This window comes from Leisingera sp. S132, assembly GCF_025144465.1.
In the GTDB taxonomy this organism is placed as follows: domain Bacteria; phylum Pseudomonadota; class Alphaproteobacteria; order Rhodobacterales; family Rhodobacteraceae; genus Leisingera.
Window position 1 is genome coordinate 2,143,810 of sequence record NZ_CP083553.1, and the last position, 20,768, is coordinate 2,164,577.

16 protein-coding genes are annotated in these 20,768 nt (G+C 63.4%); 10 read left to right on the plus strand and 6 right to left on the minus strand.

Annotated features, from left to right (window positions below):
- Positions 1-28 precede the first annotated feature (28 nt).
- The 3 genes from putA to K3725_RS10580 all read left to right on the plus strand — a co-directional run bounded on the left by putA (position 29) and on the right by K3725_RS10580 (position 4,844).
- Positions 29-3,442, plus strand: a complete 3,414-nt coding sequence (putA, locus tag K3725_RS10570; RefSeq protein ID WP_260015307.1) for a bifunctional proline dehydrogenase/L-glutamate gamma-semialdehyde dehydrogenase PutA — start codon at positions 29-31, stop codon at positions 3,440-3,442.
- 53 nt (positions 3,443-3,495) lie between these two features.
- Positions 3,496-4,266, plus strand: a complete 771-nt coding sequence (locus K3725_RS10575) for a rhomboid family intramembrane serine protease (protein WP_260015308.1) — start codon at positions 3,496-3,498, stop codon at positions 4,264-4,266.
- Between the two features lie 200 nt (positions 4,267-4,466).
- Positions 4,467-4,844 (plus strand): GFA family protein, encoded by a 378-nt coding sequence (locus K3725_RS10580; RefSeq protein WP_260015309.1) that lies wholly within the window; start codon positions 4,467-4,469, stop codon positions 4,842-4,844.
- Positions 4,845-4,943: 99 nt separating this feature from the next.
- Here K3725_RS10580 and K3725_RS10585 read toward each other — a convergent pair whose 3' ends face one another.
- Entirely contained in the window at positions 4,944-5,729 is a 786-nt protein-coding gene (locus tag K3725_RS10585) for an inositol monophosphatase family protein (RefSeq protein ID WP_019295568.1), read from the minus strand.
- A 192-nt stretch (positions 5,730-5,921) separates the two neighbouring features.
- On the opposite strand from K3725_RS10585, the gene K3725_RS10590 reads away from it, so the two are divergent.
- Entirely contained in the window at positions 5,922-6,941 is a 1,020-nt protein-coding gene (locus K3725_RS10590) for an NADP-dependent oxidoreductase (RefSeq protein ID WP_260015310.1), read from the plus strand.
- A gap of 97 nt (positions 6,942-7,038) precedes the next feature.
- Here K3725_RS10590 and K3725_RS10595 read toward each other — a convergent pair whose 3' ends face one another.
- Complete coding sequence (locus tag K3725_RS10595; protein WP_260015311.1) at positions 7,039-7,944, minus strand: LysR family transcriptional regulator; 906 nt, start codon at positions 7,942-7,944, stop codon at positions 7,039-7,041.
- A 100-nt stretch (positions 7,945-8,044) separates the two neighbouring features.
- On the opposite strand from K3725_RS10595, the gene metF reads away from it, so the two are divergent.
- From metF to K3725_RS10610, 3 genes are all read left to right on the plus strand, one after another.
- A complete protein-coding gene (gene metF / locus K3725_RS10600; RefSeq protein WP_260015312.1) occupies positions 8,045-8,914 on the plus strand; it encodes a methylenetetrahydrofolate reductase [NAD(P)H] in 870 nt (289 codons plus the stop codon).
- A gap of 63 nt (positions 8,915-8,977) precedes the next feature.
- A complete protein-coding gene (locus K3725_RS10605) occupies positions 8,978-9,463 on the plus strand; it encodes a PaaI family thioesterase (RefSeq protein WP_260015313.1) in 486 nt (161 codons plus the stop codon).
- Between the two features lie 86 nt (positions 9,464-9,549).
- Positions 9,550-10,068 carry a DUF2867 domain-containing protein gene (locus tag K3725_RS10610; RefSeq protein WP_260015314.1) on the plus strand — a complete coding sequence of 173 codons (519 nt, stop codon included), beginning with the start codon at positions 9,550-9,552 and terminating at the stop codon, positions 10,066-10,068.
- A 74-nt stretch (positions 10,069-10,142) separates the two neighbouring features.
- Here the strand turns inward: K3725_RS10610 and K3725_RS10615 are convergent, their stop codons facing one another.
- Genes K3725_RS10615 through K3725_RS10625 form a run of 3 tightly spaced genes read right to left on the minus strand, consistent with a single transcriptional unit; the run spans position 10,143 to position 14,694 of the window.
- Entirely contained in the window at positions 10,143-11,219 is a 1,077-nt protein-coding gene (locus tag K3725_RS10615; RefSeq protein WP_260015315.1) for a DUF2235 domain-containing protein, read from the minus strand.
- Entirely contained in the window at positions 11,197-13,494 is a 2,298-nt protein-coding gene (locus tag K3725_RS10620; protein WP_260015316.1) for a xanthine dehydrogenase family protein molybdopterin-binding subunit, read from the minus strand. The genes K3725_RS10615 and K3725_RS10620 overlap by 23 nt, the downstream gene beginning before the upstream one ends.
- A 48-nt stretch (positions 13,495-13,542) precedes the next feature.
- Positions 13,543-14,694 (minus strand): type III PLP-dependent enzyme, encoded by a 1,152-nt coding sequence (locus K3725_RS10625; protein WP_260015317.1) that lies wholly within the window; start codon positions 14,692-14,694, stop codon positions 13,543-13,545.
- 105 nt (positions 14,695-14,799) lie between these two features.
- Here K3725_RS10625 and K3725_RS10630 point away from each other — a divergent pair, with 105 nt between their 5' ends.
- Entirely contained in the window at positions 14,800-15,237 is a 438-nt protein-coding gene (locus K3725_RS10630; RefSeq protein ID WP_260015318.1) for an Lrp/AsnC family transcriptional regulator, read from the plus strand.
- Between the two features lie 3 nt (positions 15,238-15,240).
- Here K3725_RS10630 and K3725_RS10635 read toward each other — a convergent pair whose 3' ends face one another.
- Positions 15,241-16,122, minus strand: coding sequence for a LysR family transcriptional regulator (locus K3725_RS10635; RefSeq protein WP_260015319.1), 882 nt, complete (start codon positions 16,120-16,122; stop codon positions 15,241-15,243).
- 140 nt (positions 16,123-16,262) lie between these two features.
- Here K3725_RS10635 and K3725_RS10640 point away from each other — a divergent pair, with 140 nt between their 5' ends.
- Positions 16,263-17,264 carry a sterol desaturase family protein gene (locus tag K3725_RS10640; RefSeq protein ID WP_260015320.1) on the plus strand — a complete coding sequence of 334 codons (1,002 nt, stop codon included), beginning with the start codon at positions 16,263-16,265 and terminating at the stop codon, positions 17,262-17,264.
- A 332-nt stretch (positions 17,265-17,596) separates the two neighbouring features.
- Positions 17,597-20,680, plus strand: coding sequence for a valine--tRNA ligase (locus tag K3725_RS10645; protein ID WP_260015321.1), 3,084 nt, complete (start codon positions 17,597-17,599; stop codon positions 20,678-20,680).
- Positions 20,681-20,768: the final 88 nt, after the last annotated feature.

The window sequence follows — 20,768 nt, forward strand, 5'->3', positions numbered from 1 at the left end:
CCTGCACACCTTTTGTGGAGTTCCCCGCATGACCGCTCAAACCAAGCTGCGCTACCGGATCGACGCCGGCACCTATGCCGATCAAACCGCGATGCGCGACCAGCTGGTGGCCCAGGCCGCCCTCACCGACGACGACCGCCAAAGAATCTGCGCCAACGCCGCTGCGCTGGTGCGGGATATCCGCGGCCATTCGGCGCCGGGTCTGATGGAGGTGTTCCTGGCCGAATACGGGCTGTCGACCGATGAGGGCGTGGCGCTGATGTGCCTGGCCGAAGCGCTGCTGCGGGTGCCGGACGCCGACACCATCGACGCGCTGATCGAGGACAAGATCGCGCCGTCCGACTGGGGCAAGCATCTGGGCAAATCGACTTCGTCGCTGGTCAACGCCTCGACCTGGGCGCTGATGCTGACCGGCAAGGTACTGGACGAGGAACGAAGCCCGATCGGTGCCCTGCGCGGTGCCATCAAGCGCCTGGGCGAGCCGGTGATCCGGACCGCCGTCAGCCGCGCGATGAAGGAGATGGGCCGCCAGTTCGTTCTTGGCGAAACCATCGAAAGCGCGATGAACCGTGCCGCCGGGATGGAGGCCAAGGGCTACACCTATTCTTACGACATGCTGGGCGAGGCCGCCCGCACAGAAGCCGACGCCTCGCGCTATCACCTGGCCTATTCCAAGGCGATTTCCGCCATCGCGGCTGCCTGCAACAGCGACGACATCCGCAGGAACCCCGGCATCTCGGTGAAACTGTCGGCGCTGCACCCGCGCTATGAGCTGGCACATGAGCACAGTGTGATGGAGCATCTGGTGCCGCGCCTGAAGGCACTGGCGCTGCTGGCGAAGGCGGCCAAGATGGGCCTGAATGTTGATGCCGAGGAAGCCGACCGCCTGTCGCTGTCGCTGGAGGTGATCGAGGCGGTGGTTTCGGACCCGGCGCTGGCCGGCTGGGACGGCTTTGGCGTGGTGGTGCAGGCCTATGGCCCCCGAACCGGGCTGGCGATTGATGCGCTGCACGAAATGGCCGAGACATACGACCGCCGCTTCATGGTGCGGCTGGTCAAGGGCGCCTATTGGGACACCGAGATTAAACGCGCCCAGGTCGAGGGCGTAGACGGCTTCCCGGTCTTCACCTCCAAGCCGCTGACCGATGTGTCCTATATCTCCAACGCGCGCAAGCTTTTGGGCATGACGGACCGGATCTATCCTCAGTTCGCCACCCATAACGCCCATACCGTCGCCGCAATCCTGCATATGGCCGAGGGCATCGGCAACGAACGCTATGAGTTCCAGCGTCTGCATGGCATGGGCGAGACCCTGCACCAGATGGTGCTGGAGCAGAACAAGACCAACTGCCGGATCTACGCGCCGGTTGGCGCCCACCGCGACCTGCTGGCCTATCTGGTACGCCGCCTGCTGGAAAACGGCGCCAACTCCTCCTTTGTGAACCAGATCGTCGATGAGAACGTGCCGCCGGAAGTGGTGGCCGCGGACCCGTTTGCGGCCGTCGCAGATGTGACCGGCAAGATCCCGACCGGGCCGGAGCTCTACGCGCCGGAGCGCCCTAACTCCAAGGGGTTCGATCTGGGCCACGCACCGACGCTTGCAAAAATCGAAGCGGCCCGCGCGCCTTGGCGCAGCCACCAGTGGCAGGCCGCGCCGCTGCTGGCAGGCGATGCCCAGCCGGAGGCCGCCAAGGAGGTGACCAGCCCTACCGACCAGAGCGTGGTTGGAACCATCGCCCAGTGCAGCCCTGAAGATATCGAACTGGCGCTGGCGCTGGCAGACCCTTGGGACGCGCCGGCGGCAGAGCGCTCTGCAGCTTTGAACAAGGCAGCTGACCTCTACGAGGAAAACTTCGGCGAGCTGTTTGCGATCCTCGCCCGCGAGGCCGGCAAAACGATCCCCGACGCTGTGGCCGAACTGCGCGAGGCGGTGGATTTCCTGCGTTACTATGCGGCGCGCATTCCCGATGCGCCGCCCGCAGGCATCTTTTCCTGCATCTCGCCGTGGAACTTCCCGCTGGCGATCTTCACCGGCCAGGTCTCAGCCGCATTGGCCGCGGGCAACGCCGTGCTTGCAAAACCCGCCGACCAGACGCCGCTGATTGCCCACCGTGCCGTGCAGCTGATGCATGAGGCCGGCGTGCCGCGCAGTGCCCTGCAGCTGGTGCCGGGCCGCGGCAGCGTGGTTGGCGCTGCCATCACTTCTGATCCTCGCGTCAATGGCGTTGCGTTCACCGGCTCCACCGCCACCGCCCTGCGCATCCGCAAGGCAATGGCCAACAACCTGCAGCCGGGCGCGCCGCTGATTGCGGAAACCGGCGGGCTGAACGCGATGATCGTCGACTCCACCGCACTGCCTGAACAGGCGGTGCAGGCAGTGATCGAAAGCGCCTTCCAGTCGGCCGGCCAGCGTTGCTCAGCGTTGCGATGCCTGTATCTGCAGGACGACATTGCCGACAATGTGCTGAAAATGCTGAAAGGCGCGATGGACTGCCTGCAGCTGGATGACCCCTGGAACCTGTCCACCGACAGCGGCCCGGTGATTGACGAAGGCGCCCGCGCAGGGATTCTGGCCCATGTCGGCAAGGCCCGCGCCGAGGGCCGGGTGCTGAAGGAAATGCGCGCACCGCAGGGCGGCACTTTTGTGGCGCCCACGATGATCAAAGTTTCCGGCATCAGTGATCTGAAAGAAGAGATCTTTGGCCCCGTCCTGCATGTGGCCCGCTTCAAGTCGCAGCAGCTGGACCAAGTGATTTCCGACATCAATGCCACCGGCTATGGCCTCACCTTCGGCTTGCACACCCGCATCGACGACCGGGTGCAGCATGTCTGCGACCGGGTGCATGCGGGCAACATCTATGTGAACCGCAACCAGATCGGCGCCATTGTCGGCAGCCAGCCGTTCGGCGGCGAGGGGTTGTCTGGCACCGGCCCCAAGGCAGGCGGCCCGCTCTACCTCAGCCGTTTCTGCGCGCCGGACCGGCAGTCCAGCTCCGGCGGCTGGGACAGCAGCATCACCGACCTGAAGGCGCCGAGCGGTGTGCCCACCCAGCCGGTGACCACCTCCCTGCCCGGCCCGACCGGGGAATCGAACCGCCTGACCGTCTCTGCCCGCCCGCCGCTGTTGTGCATGGGTCCGGGCGCCGAGGCCGCGGCAGCGCAGGCCAAAGAGGTCATCAGCCTCGGCGGCACCGCGATTGAGGCGCATGGCCTTCTGGACCTGAGCCAGCTGGAGAGCATCCAGGGCATTGCAGGCGTGCTGTGGTGGGGTGATGAGGCGACGGGGCGCGAAATCGAGCAGAACCTCGCCAAGCGAGACGGAGCGATCCTGCCGCTGATCCCCGGCAAGCCGGACCGCGCCCGGGTACTGGCGGAGCGCCACGTCTGCGTCGACACCACTGCCTCCGGCGGCAACGCGCAATTGCTGGGTGGCATGGCCTGAGCTTTCCACGCTAAGCACTTGACGCTGGGCCGTTTCCGGCCCAGCGTTCCCCCATGTTTCCGATCCGCGACCACAACCCGTCCGGCCGCCGGCCCTATGTCGTCTACGCGCTGATTGCCGCGAATATCCTGGCCTATATCTACTACTCCGCCAGTTACGCCTCGCCCCGTGCGCTGCAGTATTTCTATGATGCCTATGCGGTGGTGCCTGCCGAGATCAGCCACGGTTACGGGTATGAGACGCTGTTCACCTCCCTTTTCATCCACGGCGGGCTGATGCACCTGGGCGGCAACATGCTGTTCCTGTGGATCTTCGGCGACAACCTGGAAGAGGAGATGGGCCATCTGCCCTTTCTGCTGTTCTATCTCCTCAGCGGGTTTGGCGCAGGGCTGATCCATGTGATGTCCGCACCTGGGTCTATGGTGCCCACAATCGGGGCCTCTGGCGCCATTGCAGGCGTGATGGGCGGCTACCTGCTGATGTACCCCAAGGCGCGCGTCGATATCCTGCTGGTGCTGATCATCTATTTCCGCATTTTCACCATCCCCGCCTTTGTGATGCTGGGCGTCTGGCTGGCGATGCAGTTCTTTGGCGGCCTTGGCTCTGACCCCAACCAGGGCGGCGTCGCCTATTGGGCCCATGCCGGCGGCTTTGCGGTCGGTCTGATCCTGTGCCTGCCCCTGTGGCTGCGCCGCGGCGGCCCGGCGTTCTGGAACCGAACCCACGGCACCCCTCCGCATCCCGAGAACGAGTACGAATACTCTGCCAGCCGTATCCCCAAGCTGCCGCGCAAGAAACGTAACCCGGGGCCGTGGGGGAAATGAAGCTGCCGTCAGTCCGGCATTTGCTTTCAGAAAAGATGTATCAAGACGGCCTGCAGAACCATGGGAACAGGCTACTGATTAACACGCAGGCCGCCACCCCGACGGGCATCGGGGTAAGGGAATGGTAGATCCGCTCCGGAGAAGTTTACGGGGAATTATCGAAGGTTTTGCTCAAAAATTGCCACGCAAGGAGACGAGTTGTGACACGCCTGAAAGCCACCTGCCACTGCGGAGCCGTTGAGATCGAGGCGGAATTTCCAGAGGGTCTCGCCTCTGCCGCGCGCTGCGACTGCTCCTTCTGCCTGCGGCGCGGAGCGGCTGCAGTCACAGCCCACACCGCCAGCCTGAAGGTGCTGAAAGGGGCAGAGAACCTCAGCCTCTACACCTGGGGCAGCCATACAGCCAAGCATTACTTCTGCAAGACCTGCGGCATCTACACCCATCACCAGCGCCGTTCCGACCCGAAGGAGTGCGGCGTCAACCTGGGCTGTATCGAAGGCGCCAACCCGCGGACTCACCCGGAGACCTATGGCGGGATCCCGTGGAACGACGGGGTGAACCATCCGTCGGATCAGTGATCCTGCCAGCAGGCTGACAGGCCGGGCAGCGCCGCCCGCAAAATCAAAAAGAACGCGGCTCATTGGCCGCGTTTCCAATTCACCAAAATTCGGGCCGGTTCAGCCCCGGATCACCTTGGCGAAGTTCTCGAAAATCGGCTCGTTCGAGCAAACGACAGACCCGCTGTCGATGATACCCGCTTCAGGATCTATCGCCTCGGCCAGCCCGCCGGCCTCTTTCACAATGATGATGCCTGCCGCCAGGTCCCAGGGGTTCAGGCGGCGTTCCCAGAAACCTTCGTAGCGGCCGGCCGCCACATAGGCCATGTCCAGCGCGGCAGAGCCCCAGCGGCGCACACCGGCGCAAGCGGGCATCAGGCGGGCCAGGTCCTGCAGCGTCAGCGGCAGGTCGGCGCGGCCGCCGAACGGCACGCCGGTGGCAAAAATGGACTCGATCATCCGGTGACGGCCCGACACGCGGATGCGGGTGTCATTCATCCAGGCGCCCGCGCCCTTTTCGGCAAAGAACATCTCGTCCTTGGCAGCGTCATAGACAACTCCCGCGACGATCTTTCCCTTGTGCTCCAGCGCGATGGAAATCGCCCAGTGCGGCAGGCCGTGCAGGAAGTTGGTGGTGCCGTCCAGCGGGTCGACAATCCAGCGGCGGGTGGGGTCTTCGCCCTCGATCTCGCCGCCCTCTTCCGCGATCCAGCCATAGGTCGGGCGGGCGTTGCGCAGCTCTTCCTTGATGATCTTCTCGGCGGCGATATCGGCCTTGGAGACGAAGTCGCCCGCGCCCTTCATCGAGACCTGCAGGTTTTCCACCTCGCGGAAGTCCTTCACCAGGGAACGGCCTGCCTTGCGGGCGGCCTTGATCATCACATTGAGGTTTGCGCTGCCAATCATGTCTGCAGAATCCTGTCACGTCGGGGAGATGCCGGGTCAATGCGTGCCTATACGCGCCCTGCCCCCGAATGCCAAGGGGTTATGCCGCAAACTGCTCATCCCGCCTGACGCGGCGACGCGAGGCACGCGGACGGTTGAAATCCGCCGCCGCCGCACCCAGACTTCGCTGCAAACAGAACAAGGAGTGCCCCCATGCCCGACCAGATGCAGCGTATCGTGCTGGCCAGCCGACCCGAAGGCGAGGCCAGCGAGGATAACTTCCGCCTTGAGAGTGTGGACCTGCCTCAGCCCAGCGAAGGAGAAGTGGTTGTAAAGGTTCATTATATGTCGCTGGACCCCTACATGCGCGGGCGCATGAACGCAGGCAAATCCTATGCCCCGCCCGTGGAGATTGGCGAGACCATGACGGCGGGCGGTGTCGGTGAAGTGATCGCCTCAGGCAGCCCCGATTTCCAGCCCGGCGACTTTGCCCTGGGTATGTTCGGCTGGGCCAGTCATGCCAGAGCAAAGGCGTCCGAGATCCGCAAGCTGGATCCGAAAATGGCACCGCTCACCACTGCGCTTGGCGTTCTCGGCATGCCGGGGTTTACCGCATGGCATGGCTTGGATGCCTATGGCCGCCCGCAGGCGGGCGAAACCCTTGTGGTTGCCGCCGCGACCGGACCGGTCGGGTCCATGGTCGGGCAGCTGGCCAAGCAGAAAGGCCTGCGCGTGGTCGGCATCGCGGGCGGTAAAGACAAGTGCAAGCTGGCGGTGGAGACCTTCGGCTTTGACGCTTGCCTTGATCACCGCGCCTATGGCGATGCCGAAGCGCTGAGCAAGGCCCTGGCTGCCGAGTGCCCGGGCGGCATCGATATCTATTACGAAAACGTCGGCGGCAAGGTGCTGGAAGCGGTGCTGCCCCTGATGAACAATTTCGGCCGCATCCCGGTCTGCGGCATGATTGCCTGGTACAACAGCGCCGAAACGGATCTGACGGCCCCGGCGATCTGGCGGGCTGTGCTGACCAAATTCTTGTCCGTCAACGGCTTTATCATTTTCAACCACTATGACCGCTATGGCGAGTTCCTGCGCGAAGCGGCCCCCAGGATCGCCAGCGGGGATATCAGGTATCTGGAGGATATTGCCGAAGGCCTGGAGAACGCGCCCAAGACCTTCCTGGCGATGCTGCACGGCGGCAATACCGGCAAGCAAATTGTGAAGCTGGTCTGAGCCGCGCGCCGGCACCCGCCGGATCACGCAACCGCGCGGAGCGGGCACAGGCGCCGGAACGGCGCAGGCCGCTCCGCGCCACCACGCCCTGCAGGATCTATTGATGCTGCAGTTTGCGCGCCTCGACCTTGGCCAGCCGGATCAGCTCCTGCATGAAGGGTTTCCCGCGGTCCTCGGTCCGGATCGCCGCATATAGGCTGCGGGTGATCCCGGATTTGGTCAGCGGCCGGGTCACGTAATCGGAGGAGTATTTCACCTCCCGCACCACCCAGTCCGGCAGCACGGACACCCCGCGGTTGGAGGCGACCAGCAACAGGATCACCGCCGTCAGCTCCACCTGCCGGATCGAAGCGGGCTCCACACCGGCGGGGATCAGCAGCTGGCTGAACACATCCAGCCGGACCTTATCCACCGGGTAGGTGATCAGGCTCTGACCGATGAAATCCTCTGCCTCCACATAGGGCTTTGCAGCCAGCGGATGCTGCGCCGAAGCGACAAAGACAGGTTTGTAATCAAACAGTTCAATGAAATCGACGCCGTTGATGTCTTCCGGATCGGAGGAGACCACCAGATCCACCTCCTCCTTCAGCAGCGCAGGCAAAGCGTCAAAAGCCAGCCCAGGGCGGATGTCCACGTCCACATCGCCCCAGTTCTTGCGGAACCCCTCCAGCACCGGGAACAGCCATTCAAAACAGGCGTGGCATTCGATGGCGATATGCATCCGGCCCGTGTTGCCGTCGCGCAGAGAGGAGAATTCTGCTTGCGCCGCCTCGACTTGCGGCAGGACCTGCTCTGCCAGCCGCAGCAGACGCAGACCGGCGGGCGACAGTTTCATCGGCTTGGAGCGGCGGATGAACAGCTCAACGCCTGCCTGGTCCTCCAGCCCCTTTACCTGATGGCTCAGCGCGCTTTGGGTGATGTTCAGCTGCTCGGCAGCACGGGCCAAACCGCCGGCCTCATGGATGGCCTTGATGGTGCGGAGATGGCGGAATTCAATGTGCATTCTATCAGATCGCTCATGTTAATCTTGAGTATTATGAAATTGTCTCACATTGCTGCGCGTGCAACAAGAGTTGACATAAACCTAGCGAGAGACCCCGAGCATGACGACGCCCAAGATTTCCTTTGAATTCTTCCCGCCGCAAAATCTCGAAGCCTCCTTCCGGCTTTGGGACACCGTGCAGGTCCTCGCTCCGATGGGACCGCGCTTTGTCTCCGTCACCTATGGCGCCGGCGGCACCACCCGCACCCTGACCCGCGACGCGGTGGCCACGCTGCACAATTCCTCCGGCCTCAATGTGGCAGCGCATTTAACCTGCGTGAATGCTTCTAAGGCGGAAACGCTGGAGATCGCCGATCAGTTCGCCGAGGCCGGCGTGACCGAAATCGTCGCCCTGCGCGGCGACCCGCCCAAGGGTGAAGGCAAGTTCACCCCGCACCCCGAAGGTTTTGCCAATTCGGTTGAGCTGATCGAGGGGCTGAAGGCGCGCGGCGATTTCAGCATCAAGGTCGGCGCCTACCCGGACCGTCATCCGGAAGCTGCCGATCAGGCCGCTGACGTGGAATGGCTGAAGCGCAAGCTGGATGCCGGTGCGGATGAAGCGCTGACCCAATTCTTCTTCGAGGCCGAAACCTTCTTCCGTTTCCGTGATGCCTGCGAGAAGGCCGGGATCGACGGAGCCAAGCTGACCCCCGGCATCCTGCCGATCGAGAATTGGAAAGGCGCCCGCAATTTCGCCAAGCGCTGCGGCACCGTCATTCCTGATTGGGTCGAGAACGCCTTTACCAAGGCCCTGCGGGACGGCCGCGAGGAACTGCTGGCGACCGCCATCTGCACCGAACTGTGCTCTGACCTTCTGGAGGGCGGTGTGGACAAGCTGCACTTCTACACGCTGAACCGGCCGGAGCTGACACGCGACGTTTGCTTTGCACTGGGCGTCACCCCCAAAGTGTCGCTTCAGAACGTGGCGTAAGCGTTGCGCAAAACGGCGCGCGGTTTCTAATGGCCAGGATTTCCCGCCAAGGATCCGCGCGTCATGTTCTATGCCAAACAGCCCTCTGATCTGCTGACAATCGATCAGATCGCCCGGAAATCCGGGCTCGATTTCATGCGGGGAATTCTGGAAGGCCGCCTGCCCGGCCCGCCGATTGCCGAAACACTCGGCTATCATCTGCAGAGTGCCGAGAACGGCCAGGTGGTGTTCCGCGGAACGCCGGAGTTCCATGTCTGCAATCCGATGGGCACCGTGCATGGCGGCTGGTACGGCACGCTGCTGGACAGCGCGATGGCCTGCGCGGTGATGACCAAGGTGCCGCTGGGCGCGGTCTACACAACGCTGGAATACAAGATCAACATCCTGCGGCCGATCCCGCTGGGCACTACAATCGATTGCACCGGAAGCATTGACCATGTGGGCCGCTCCACCGGCGTGGCCCATGGCGAAATCCGTGGGCTGGAGGACGGCAAGCTTTACGCAACCGGCTCCACCACTTGCATTGTGATGCAAATCGCCCCGCGCTGAGCACTCGGGCCTTTCCTGCCCCTTGTCTGCTGCGGATTTCCACCTAAGTATCTGCAAGCATATCCAAAACCGCAGAAAGGCAGGTTATGCCGCCAAACAGCCTTGCCCGCGCCGCGACCGCCAGCATCCAGGTTCTGGCCCCGGCCAGGGAGCTGAATTTCCTGGACAGCCAGTCACTGGTTCTGCCGGTGCCGGTCACACCGCTGGAGGCCTGGAACATCATGCACCAGCGCCCGCTGCCCGGCATGAAACTGGCTTTCCGGCTGCGCGACGCCATCTCAGCCCTGTTCGGGGTCAGACGGATCGGCGGGTTTTCCGGGCGGCAGCGTCAGGATGTTTCGGCCGGCGACAAGCTGGATTTCTTCCTGGTGGAGGCGGTCTCGGATCAGGTCCTGACTCTCACCGTGCGGGACCGGCACCTGGACGTCATGACCTGCGTGACCAGCAGCAGCGGCGTGCTGAGCATCACCTCCTCGGTGAAGACCCATAACCTGTTCGGCCGCATCTACATGCTGCCTGTCCGCCCGGCGCACAAACTGATTGTGTCACTTTCCTTGAAACGGCTGAGACAAGAACTGGCGCAGCGCAAGGCTGCCGCCCGGTAGCACCGCAGCCTGCCGCCGCCGCGGGCCGGTCTTGCCAGCCCCGCCATGCATCCGCATCCACGGTCCTGCTGCAATCACGTCTTGGAAAACCTCGCCCGCCAGCCGCCCGCTGCTGCCGTTTTCCGGCTGCCTGCGCCGACGCTGCTGTGCAGACGTTCGCTGGCGTCCAGACCAACCCGGCGGCGGCTGCGCAAGAGGAAGATCTTGCCCCAGCCCTGCCAGGTGCCGACCGAGGGCGCCTTGGGATCAACCGGGAACCGCATCCGCCAGTCCAGCGGCAGCGGCAGACCACGTTCCTCGGCCTTCTCCAGCATCCAGATCAATGACACATTGGCCAGCGGCCGCGCCTCTTCATAGCCGCCCAGTTGACCGCCGACATCGCCATGGGCACCGCGGAACCAGACCTGATCCACATGGCCGTTCCAGCCCTTGGGGCAGTCCCAAAGCACCGGGCTGAACACGTCGCGTGTCTCATCCAGTGCCAGGGCGTGATAGCCGCTCTTGATATGCGGGCCCAGCGTGTGGTTGTGGAAGTTGTGCTGCCGTTCGGCCCAGCGCCACAGCAGCGGCAGCCGCAAGCCCAGCGCCTTGACCGTATCCCAGACACCGACCATCTCGATCTCGACCGCGTCGTGGCAATGGGCGGCGGTAAAGGCGGCCCCGGAATTGGAGCGCCCGTTCAGCCGGTAGTGACGATAGGCTGTCCGGATATGGCGGACGGTGGCATGTTCGGGTTTCAACAGGCCGATCCGGTCAATCACACCGGCCAGCGAGCGCACGGCATAGGCACCGCGGGAGTATCCGAACAGATAGATCCGGTCGCCGGGACGGTATCGGGAGGCAAGATAGCCGTAGGCGCGGCGGATCTGCCGGTTGATACCGCGCCCCATCATCACGTCAGGGGCGCTGCCCCATCCCTTCCATTGGACACCGGATTCATAGAAGACCGAAACCTGGCCGCCCATTTCCCGGCACAGGCGGTACAGCTGGCCCGCGTGGGTTTCATGGCCCGCCTCCAGCGTCGACATGGTGCCATCCAGGATGATCACATGGGCATGCGGCCCGCGCAGCTTGGTTTCGCCGGAATGCTCCGAACGCAGCGGCCGTCCAAGCCACCCCAGAACCCTCTTACTCAGCTGCTTCAGAAACATCCCTAAGCACTTCCCAAATCCTCAGCGGGGTGAACGGCATGTCCACTTGCCGCACGCCGCGGTCCCAGACCGCGTCCTGCACCGCGTTTGCAACTGCTGCCAGCGCACCGACGGTGCCCGCCTCGCCGCAGCCCTTCATCCCCATCGGGTTCTGTGTCGAAGGCACCGGCTCGGAGGTAAACCCAATCATGGGGACGCCGCTGGCCCGCGGCAAGGCATAGTCCATGAACGAAGCCGTGAGCAGCTGCCCGTCCTGATCGTAGACAACCCGCTCCAGCATGGCCTGTCCCAGCCCCTGCGCCACCCCGCCATGCACTTGGCCTTCGGCCAGCATCGGGTTGATCAGATTACCGAAATCGTCCACTACAGTGTAGCGCTCCACGTCTGTTTGCCCAGTCTCCGGATCAATAACAATTTCGGCAATATGTGCCCCGTTCGGAAACGAGCGCCCCGGCAGCCGAGCCCGCGCCGCGTGACGCTGCAGGTCAGTGCGGCCTTGCGCGCGGGCCATCTCCGCCGCCTCCAGCATGGTGGGGGTCAGGTTGGATCCCGGAGCCCGGAAGGTATCGCCGTCAAACTCCACGGCATCCTCTTCCACACCCATCTCTTCTGCCAGGAAGGGTGTAAAGGCGGCAATCATCACTTCAACCGCAGCCAGCGTCGCATTGGCCTGGGTGGTGACAGACCGCGAGCCGCCGGTGCCGCCGCCTTGGGCGATGCGGTCGCTGTCGCCCTGGACCACATGAACGCTGTCCGCCGGGATGCCGCTCTGGTCAGCCAGGAACTGGGCATAGACAGTTTCGTGCCCCTGCCCGTTGCTCTGTGTGCCGACATAGATGTTCACCCGGCCATCCTCCCGAAACTCCACTTCCGCGCCTTCTGAAGGATCGCCCAAAATGCTTTCGATATAGTAACAGACCCCAACGCCCCGGTACTTGCCGCGTTTACCATTTTCGGCGCGGCGGGCCGCGAATCCCTCCAGGTCCGCCTCTTCAGCGGCCCGGCTCAGCACCTTGCCGAAATCGCCAACGTCATAGGTCTCCCCCGTCACAGTGCCATAGGGAAAGGCCGCAGGTTTGATGAAATTCCGGCGCCGCAGCTCCAGCGGGTCAACCCCCAGTTCGCGCGCCGCGCGGTCCATCACCCGTTCCAGCACATAGATCGCCTCAGGCCGCCCAGCGCCGCGGTAGGCGTCCACTTGGGTCGTGTTGGTATAGATCCCCTCCACCTGGAGCCAAGCGGTCTGGATGTCATAGACACCGGCCAGCACCCGGCTGAATAGCTGGGTCTGGATCGGCTGCCCGAAATGGGAGTTATAAGCGCCCAGATTGCAGCGGGTGCTGACCCGGTATGCGGTGATCTTAAGGTCCTCGTCAAAGGCCAGCTCCGCCAGCGACGTCAGATCGCGTCCGCCATTGTCGCTCAGCATCGCCTCTGTGCGGTCGGCAATCCAGAACACCGGGCGGTTCAGCGTCCGCGCGGCATGGGCAACAGCGAAATACTCAGGGTAGGCAAAGGCCTTCATGCCAAAGCCGCCGCCCACATCCGGAATGACAACTTTGACGTCCTTCTCCTCCAGACCCAGCTTGGCTGCCAGCTGGGACTTCACTCCCCAGACACCCTGCCCCCCGAAGGTGAAATGCAGACGCCCGTCCCGCCATTCTGCAAAACAGCCGCGCGGCTCCATCGAGCTGACAATGATCCGGTTGTCCTCGACCTGCAGGGCCACAGTATGAGCTGCGGTGCGGAAGGCCTCAGCCGTGGCCGCCTCATCCCCCATGCCCCAGTCAAAGGCCTTGTTGTCCGGCACGCTGCCGTGCAGCGGTTCGCCGCCAGGCATCAGATCCAGCTTGACCGGCAGGTCGCCGATCTCCAGCTCGATCAGCTCACCGGCGTCACGGGCCATATCAAGTGTCTCGGCAACAACCACAGCCACCGGCTCCCCAACGTAACGCACCCGGTCGCGGGCCAGCATGGGGCGTTCGGGTGAGGCGCCGTCTGAACCGTCCCGGTTCTTGACCGTAGCGCCATCCATGGAGACGTTGATGCCAGCGGCCTCAAGGTCCGCCAGAGTGATCACCGCATGGACGCCTTCTGCCTCCAGCGCATCCTTCGTGTGCAACGCCGTGATCACCCCATGCGCCACCGGGCTGCGCAGCACCCAGGCACGCAGGGCATCCGCGGGGGCCGCGTCTTCGATGTAGCTGCCCTGCCCGGTCAGGAACCTGACGTCCTCGACCCGTTTTACCGGCTGGCTTTTTCCGAATTTGTCCATGCTCGCCCCCTGTCCGCGCTGACTGGCTGTCCGGGGGCGAGAGTACCTTTAGCTGGCCGGTTGTCCAGCCAGCTCAATCACCGTCGCCACGTCACTGAGGCCGTAGCCGTTGAACTGCGTGCTCATGGCAGAAGAATAGGCGCCAAGCCCCGGAAACAGAACATAGTCGCCTGTGGACGCGTCACAGGGCAAAGGCAGACCATCCGGCAGCCGGTCCAGGCTGTCGCAGGTGGGGCCGAACACCACCCGCGGCTTGCGCTCGCCTGCGCGGTGCTTGCCATCGGAGCCGACAACCTCAACCCGGCCCGGCAGGCCCATGTCGCGGATATCGACAAGCCCGCCATAGATGCCGTCATTCAGGAACACCACCTCCCCCGCCTTGCGCATCCCCTTGATACGCGCCGCCAGGGTGAAGCTTTCGGAGACCATCGCCCGGCCCGGTTCGCAGATCAGCTTGGGCTTCTCTGTGCCAAAGGCTGCATCTGCTGCCGCGCCGATGGCGGCAAAGACCTTCTCCAGATCCGGCGCCACGCCATCGCGGTTGGCGGCAAAGCCGCCGCCGACATTGAGGCGGGCAATCTTCACTCCGGCCTGATCGATGATCCGCTTGGCGGCGTGGACATATTCGACCCAGGCGCTTTCGTCCTCGCACTGGGTGCCGGGATGGAAACACAGTGCCGGAGTCCAGCCGCGGGCCGCCACCTGTTTCAGCAGTTCCACCGCCTCTTCCGGTTCAGCGCCGAATTTGCTGCCGAAATCATAGGCCGCGCCAGCCACCGGCAAGGCAAAACGCACTGCAATTTCACAGGCGCGCGGGACCGCATCCAGCTTCTCCAGTTCGCTCAGCTCATCGACCGACCAGCTGGCGACACCGTACTCGATGCCTGCGGCGATCTCCGCCTCCGACCGCATCGGGTTGTTATAGTGCATCACTGCGTCGGGGCTGGCCGCGCGCACCGCCTCCATCTCCGCAGGCGAAGCCACATCAAACGCCGTGATCCCAGCGGCCACCAGATTGGACAGGACCGCCGGGTGCGGGTTTGCCTTGACCGCATAGGTCACCAGCCCCGGGAACCCCTCACGGAACCGCCGCGCCACCTCATGCAGGACACGCGGCGAGAAATACAGGATCGGGTGATCCGGCGCGCTGCGGGCCAGGTGGGATTCAGGCGAAAGCCATAGCGGAGGAATCTGCTGCATCGGGTAACCCTCATTCGTTTTACATATTTTGCGTGAAATGATCGTCGATTCCGGTCGGCAGATTTACTATAGTGACGAAAACAAACGTCATATCGAAGGCTGCTCATGCAATCCGACGAAACAGATCAGCGCCTCGTCTCCCTTCTGCGGGAGAATGCCCGCCGCCCGGTCGCGGAGCTTGCCCGCCATTTGGGCCTCGCCCGCACCACCGTGCAGGCACGCATCGAACGGCTGGAGGCCACAGGTGTCATCACCGGATATACGCTCAAATCCTCTGCAGCCGCCCGCCCGCCGCTGCAGGCCACTGTGCTGATGTCGATTGAGCCGCGATCGGGGCCGGAAGTGCTCGCCCGCCTGCGCAGCCTGCCCGGTGTTGAAGTGGTGCACACCACCTCCGGCCGGTTCGACCTGCTGGCCCAGGTGGTGGCGCAAAGCACATCTGAACTGGATGAAACCATCGACAGCATCGCCGAGGCCCGGGGCGTGCGCTCCTCCGAAAGCCTGATCCACCTGGCCACCAAACTGGACCGGACCGGGCAGTAAGGCTTAGACGGCTGCCACGTAGTCCAGCAGCCAGTCCCGAAACAGTTTTGCAGCGGGTCGCATGGCGCCGCGGTCCGGATAGATCAAATGGTACGCCTCCTGCCCCGCCACCTCGACCTCCGGCAGGCAGCGCACCAGCCCGCTGGCCTTCACCACAGCATCCGAAGCCGGGGCGCGTGCCAGCGCGATCCCCATCCCCTGCGCCGACAGCTCCGCCGCCATAAGCGAATTGTCGGCAAAGAAGTAACGCGCCTGGCCGTGCGGCAGACGCAGGCTTTCGAACAGCTGCACCCAGCTGGCCCGATGCGTGGACACCTCGATCAAGGGGAAACGGAACAGATCCTGCGGAGACTGGATTTGTGCGGCAATCTCCGGCGGAGCCACCGGATAGAGCACTTCGCGCAGCAGTTCGTCACCCTCGGTCCCGAACAGCGACGGGTTGCCGAAGACGATCTGCAAGTCTGTAAACTGGTTGGCAAAATCCGCCGCCATATTGCCGGTGCTAAGCGCCAGGCTGACCCGCGGATGCACGGACTGAAAGTCCGGCAGCCCGCGCGCCAGCACCCCATGGGCAAACAGCAGCACAGACTGCACAAACAGCCGCTGCTCCCGGCTCTCCCCGAACAGGCCGGTGGTGGCGGTTTCCAGCATCAGCAGCGATTGCTGGACTGAGGGCAAATAGGCCCGTCCGGCCTCCGTCAGCGTCACCGAATGGGCGTGGCGGTGAAACAGCGGTGTGCCCAGCTGTGTCTCCAGCGCCTTCACCTGCTGGCTGACGGCAGCCGCCGACATGTTCAGTTGCGCCGCCGCGCGGGCAAAGCTTTCGGTGCGCGCCGCTGCTTCGAACACGCGCAGCCAATTGAGTGAGGGAATCCGGGTCGCCATGGAGGAAGGCTAAGCTGAACTTAGCCTAACCGGCAAGACATACCATGCTGGGATTTGCCGCCGCCGCCGTAACCTCACAGCCAGCGAACAGAGATGCGCGGTCAGCGCAGTCTCCCCAACAGCCAGATGAGAGACGAGACATGACAAGTCCCGAAGGCGCGCCGCGCCCCAAGCGCAAGATTTGGAATTTTACCCCGCAGCTTCCGATTCAGACTTCCCCCTATTGGGACTGGCCTTTGCGGCCGCTGGCCTCGATCAAATACCTGCTGCAAAGCTGGAACCCGCTGGCGCTGCGGGCGCTTTTGCTGGTTTTTGCCATTATCACCTGGACGTTCTTCACCCCGCCGCTTGACCGCATCGCCACCTTCAGCTGGGACTGGGTGGCTGAAATCTGGTTCCGCAACTTCTGCATTCTGATGGTGGTGGCCGGCGGGCTGCACCTGGCCTTGTGGAAATTCCGGACCCAAGCGGATGAATACCGCTATGACATGCGCCCGATGATGAAGGGCGCCAAGGTCTTCACGTTCAAAAACCAGGTCTGGGACAACATGTTCTGGACCCTTGGGCCGGCGCTCACTTTCTGGACCTTCTGGGAGAGCCTCATCCTTTACGCCTATGCCAACGGCTGGGTCACCATGATCACGCTTGAGGAAGATCCCGTCACCTTCGTCCTGATGACCATCTTCATTCCGATCTGGGCGGGCTTCCACTTCTATTGGCTGCACCGGCTGCTGCATGTGGGTGTGCTTTATACCAAAGTGCACGCCTGGCATCACCGCAACATCAACACCGGCCCCTGGTCCGGCCTGGCGATGCACCCGGTGGAGAGCTTCTTTCTGATGTTCGACACCATGATTTTCTTCCTGCTGCCGGGGCACCCGGTACTGGCAATCTTCCTGCTGTTCCACCACGGCATCGGCGCTCCGACCTCACACGCGGGGTTCGAGCATCTGAAGCTCGGCAACCAGGCCAAGTTCCTGGTCGGCGACTTCTTCCACCAGCTGCACCACCGGTTCTTCGATTGCAATTACGGCACCTGGGAGACGCCCTGGGATGAGTGGTTCAGCACCTTCCACGACGGCACCGAAGAGGGCAACGAAATGGTCAAGGAGCGCCGCCGCAAGATCTGGAACACGGGCTGAAGCAGGGCAAGGCAGTGCCTTGCGCAATGCCCATTGCACGGCTGAAGGGGTCGTGCGCCCGGCCCGTACCGCGGAATGCGCGTCAGCAGGGGCCGGGCGTCTTTGGATCCGGCACCGGGTTCAGGCGCCTGAAACTCTGCGCACCGCGAGGTGCCGCAAGGTGCATTGTGCAATCCAAACGCCCGAGCCTGCCTTTGGTTCCCGGAAATCTGTGCTTGCGTGCTCCTGCAGCGCACGCCTGCCAGTGCCGCGCCACAGGGTACTTTCCCTTTGCCGCCCCTTTCGGTAAGGGATAGCCCGACCCGAAATGACACGCACGCAGGACCTAGCGCATGGCGATGGAAAAGACATTCAATGCGGCTGAAGCCGAAAGCCGCCTTTACAAGGCCTGGGAAGAGGCTGGCTGTTTCAAGGCTGGTGCCAACGCCAAGCCGGAAGCCTCCACCTATTGCATCATGATCCCGCCGCCCAACGTGACAGGCGTCCTGCACATGGGCCATGCCTTCAACAACACCCTTCAGGACATCCTGATCCGCTGGAAGCGGATGCAGGGGTTCGACACCCTGTGGCAGCCCGGCACCGACCATGCGGGCATTGCGACGCAAATGGTGGTGGAGCGTGAGCTGGCCAAGAACCAGCAGCCGTCCCGCCGCGAGCTGGGCCGCGAGAAATTCCTGGAGAAGGTCTGGGAATGGAAGGAAAAATCCGGCGGCACAATCGTTGAGCAGCTGAAACGCATCGGCGCCTCCTGCGATTTCTCCCGCACCGCCTTCACCATGGCGGGCGCACAAGGCGACACCCGCACCGGCCACGAGAACTCCCCCAACTTCCACGATGCCGTGATTAAGGTGTTCGTGGAAATGTACAACAAGGGGCTGATCTACCGCGGCAAGCGGCTGGTCAATTGGGATCCGCATTTCGAAACCGCGATTTCCGACCTTGAGGTCGAGAACATCGAAGTGGCAGGCCACATGTGGCACTTCAAATACCCGCTCGCGAATGGTGCCACCTACACCTATGTGGAAAAGGACGAGGACGGCAACGTCATCCTCGAGGAGGAACGCGACTATATCTCCATCGCCACCACCCGGCCCGAGACCATGCTGGGCGACGGCGCGGTGGCCGTGCACCCGTCGGATGAACGTTACGCGCCCATCGTCGGCAAGCTGTGCGAAATTCCGGTCGGCCCCAAGGAGCACCGCCGCCTGATCCCGATCATCACCGATGAATACCCGGACAAGGATTTCGGCTCCGGCGCGGTGAAAATCACGGGCGCACACGATTTCAACGACTACCAGGTCGCGCGGCGCGGCGGCATCCCGATGTACCGTCTGATGGACATGAAGGGTGCAATGCGCGCTGACGGCGCGCCTTATGCCGAGGCTGCGGGAATTGCCATGGCAGTGGCCAAGGGCGAGCAGACCCTGACTGAGAGCGAGGCCGACACCATCAACCTGGTGCCGGACGACCTGCGCGGCCGGGACCGTTTCGAGGCGCGCAAACGGGTGGTGGAGCAGATCACCGGCGAAGGCCTCGCGGTGATGAAGACGGTCACCAAAACCGATCCCGAAACCGGCGAAGATGTCGAGGTGCAGGAGCCCTTCGTTGAGAACAAGCCGATCATGCAGCCCTTTGGCGACCGCTCCAAAGTGGTGATTGAGCCGATGCTGACGGACCAGTGGTTCGTGGACGCCGAAAAGGTTGTCGGTCCGGCGCTGGACGCTGTGCGCAACGGCGATGTGAAGATCCTGCCGGAAAGCGGCGAGAAGACCTATTACCACTGGCTGGAAAACATCGAGCCCTGGTGCATCTCGCGGCAGCTGTGGTGGGGCCACCAGATCCCCGTCTGGTACGGGCCAAGCAAGGACCAGATTGCCGCCTTCAAGGAACACGACGGAGCGACCCCGTTTGTGGTGCAGGACCAGGTCACGTTCTGCGCCGCGACTGCGGACGACGCGCAGCGGATGGCCGCAGAATACTATGGTGCGGACTGGAAGATCGAGTTTCTGAGCCATGCCTATCAGCGCGAAACGGATGCCTCTCCGATCTCCCGCACGCTGGACGGCGTCATCGCGCTTCAGCGCGATCCCGATGTGCTGGACACCTGGTTCTCCTCCGGCCTTTGGCCGATCGGCACGCTGGGCTGGCCGGAATGGACCGAGGAGACCAGGAAATACTTCCCGACCTCGACCCTGGTCACCGGTCAGGACATTCTGTTCTTCTGGGTTGCCCGGATGATGATGATGCAGCTGGCGGTGCTGGACGACAGCCTGCCGGTCAAGGAGCGCGTCCCCTTCGACACCGTCTACCTGCATGGCCTGGTGCGCGATGCCAAAGGCAAGAAGATGTCCAAATCCACCGGCAACGTGGTCGACCCGCTGGAGATCATTGACGAATTCGGCGCCGACGCGCTGCGCTTTTCCTCTGCTGCGATGGCGGCGCTTGGCGGCGTGCTGAAACTGGATATGGAGCGGCTCAAAGGCTACCGGAACTTTGGCACCAAGCTGTGGAATGCGGTGAACTTTGCCCATTTCAACAACGTCTACGACGAGACCGTCCCAGCCTATGCGTGCCCGGACGCCAAGGCGGCCGTGAACCAGTGGATCATCGGCGAGACTGCAAAGGTGCGGGTTGAAGTGGACGCCGCGCTCGAAGCCTACCGCTTCAACGATGCGGCCAATGCGCTTTATGCCTTTGTCTGGGGCAAGGTCTGCGACTGGTATATCGAACTGTCAAAGCCCCTGTTCGGCTCAGAGGATGAGGCGGTGATCGCCGAGACGCGGCAGACGCTGGGCTGGGTGCTGGATCAGTGCATGATCCTGCTGCATCCGATCATGCCCTTCATCACCGAGGAGCTGTGGGGCAACACCGCCAAGCGCGAGAAGATGCTGGTGCATGAAGATTGGCCCGTCTACGGCACCGGGCTGGTCAACGCCGAAGCTGACGCCGAGATGAACTGGGTGATCACCGCGATCGAAAACATCCGCTCCACCCGCGCGCAAATGCATGTGCCGGCCGGGGCCAAGATCCCGATGGTGGTGACAGAGTTCTCCGATCAGGCGCGCAACGCCTGGGAGAAGAACGAGGCGATGATCCAGAAGCTCGCCCGCATCACCTCGCTGGAACAGGTGGAAAGCTTCCCCAAGGGCTGTGCCTCGGTGGCCGCGCCCGGCGCTTCCTTCGGCCTGCCGCTGGCGGATGTGATCGACGTGGACGCCGAAAAGGCCCGGCTGGAGAAAACCCTGGGCAAACTGGCCAAGGAGCTGGGCGGATTGCGCGGTCGGCTGAACAACCCGAAATTCGCAGCATCCGCACCAGAAGAGGTCGTGGCGGAAGCCCGTGAAAACCTGGCCGCGCGCGAGGAAGAAGAAGCCAAGGTCAAGGATGCGCTGGCGCGCCTGGCCGAGATCGCCTGACCCGGACCTTAACCGGAACAACAACGCCCGCCGATTGGCGGGCGTTTTGCTTTGCGCTCCACCGCATTGAAACCAATCGGCTTTCCAG

What these genes read in the sequence shown, in the direction of transcription:
- putA (WP_260015307.1), top strand. Translation starts at nt 29, where the DNA reads ATGACCGCTCAAACCAAGCTGCGCTACCGGATCGACGCCGGCACCTAT.
- K3725_RS10575 (WP_260015308.1), top strand. Translation starts at nt 3,496, where the DNA reads ATGTTTCCGATCCGCGACCACAACCCGTCCGGCCGCCGGCCCTATGTC.
- K3725_RS10585 (WP_019295568.1), bottom strand. Translation starts at nt 5,729, where the DNA reads ATGATTGGCAGCGCAAACCTCAATGTGATGATCAAGGCCGCCCGCAAG.
- K3725_RS10590 (WP_260015310.1), top strand. Translation starts at nt 5,922, where the DNA reads ATGCCCGACCAGATGCAGCGTATCGTGCTGGCCAGCCGACCCGAAGGC.
- K3725_RS10595 (WP_260015311.1), bottom strand. Translation starts at nt 7,944, where the DNA reads ATGCACATTGAATTCCGCCATCTCCGCACCATCAAGGCCATCCATGAG.
- metF (WP_260015312.1), top strand. Translation starts at nt 8,045, where the DNA reads ATGACGACGCCCAAGATTTCCTTTGAATTCTTCCCGCCGCAAAATCTC.
- K3725_RS10605 (WP_260015313.1), top strand. Translation starts at nt 8,978, where the DNA reads ATGTTCTATGCCAAACAGCCCTCTGATCTGCTGACAATCGATCAGATC.
- K3725_RS10610 (WP_260015314.1), top strand. Translation starts at nt 9,550, where the DNA reads ATGCCGCCAAACAGCCTTGCCCGCGCCGCGACCGCCAGCATCCAGGTT.
- K3725_RS10615 (WP_260015315.1), bottom strand. Translation starts at nt 11,219, where the DNA reads ATGTTTCTGAAGCAGCTGAGTAAGAGGGTTCTGGGGTGGCTTGGACGG.
- K3725_RS10620 (WP_260015316.1), bottom strand. Translation starts at nt 13,494, where the DNA reads ATGGACAAATTCGGAAAAAGCCAGCCGGTAAAACGGGTCGAGGACGTC.
- K3725_RS10625 (WP_260015317.1), bottom strand. Translation starts at nt 14,694, where the DNA reads ATGCAGCAGATTCCTCCGCTATGGCTTTCGCCTGAATCCCACCTGGCC.
- K3725_RS10630 (WP_260015318.1), top strand. Translation starts at nt 14,800, where the DNA reads ATGCAATCCGACGAAACAGATCAGCGCCTCGTCTCCCTTCTGCGGGAG.
- K3725_RS10635 (WP_260015319.1), bottom strand. Translation starts at nt 16,122, where the DNA reads ATGGCGACCCGGATTCCCTCACTCAATTGGCTGCGCGTGTTCGAAGCA.
- K3725_RS10640 (WP_260015320.1), top strand. Translation starts at nt 16,263, where the DNA reads ATGACAAGTCCCGAAGGCGCGCCGCGCCCCAAGCGCAAGATTTGGAAT.
- K3725_RS10645 (WP_260015321.1), top strand. Translation starts at nt 17,597, where the DNA reads ATGGCGATGGAAAAGACATTCAATGCGGCTGAAGCCGAAAGCCGCCTT.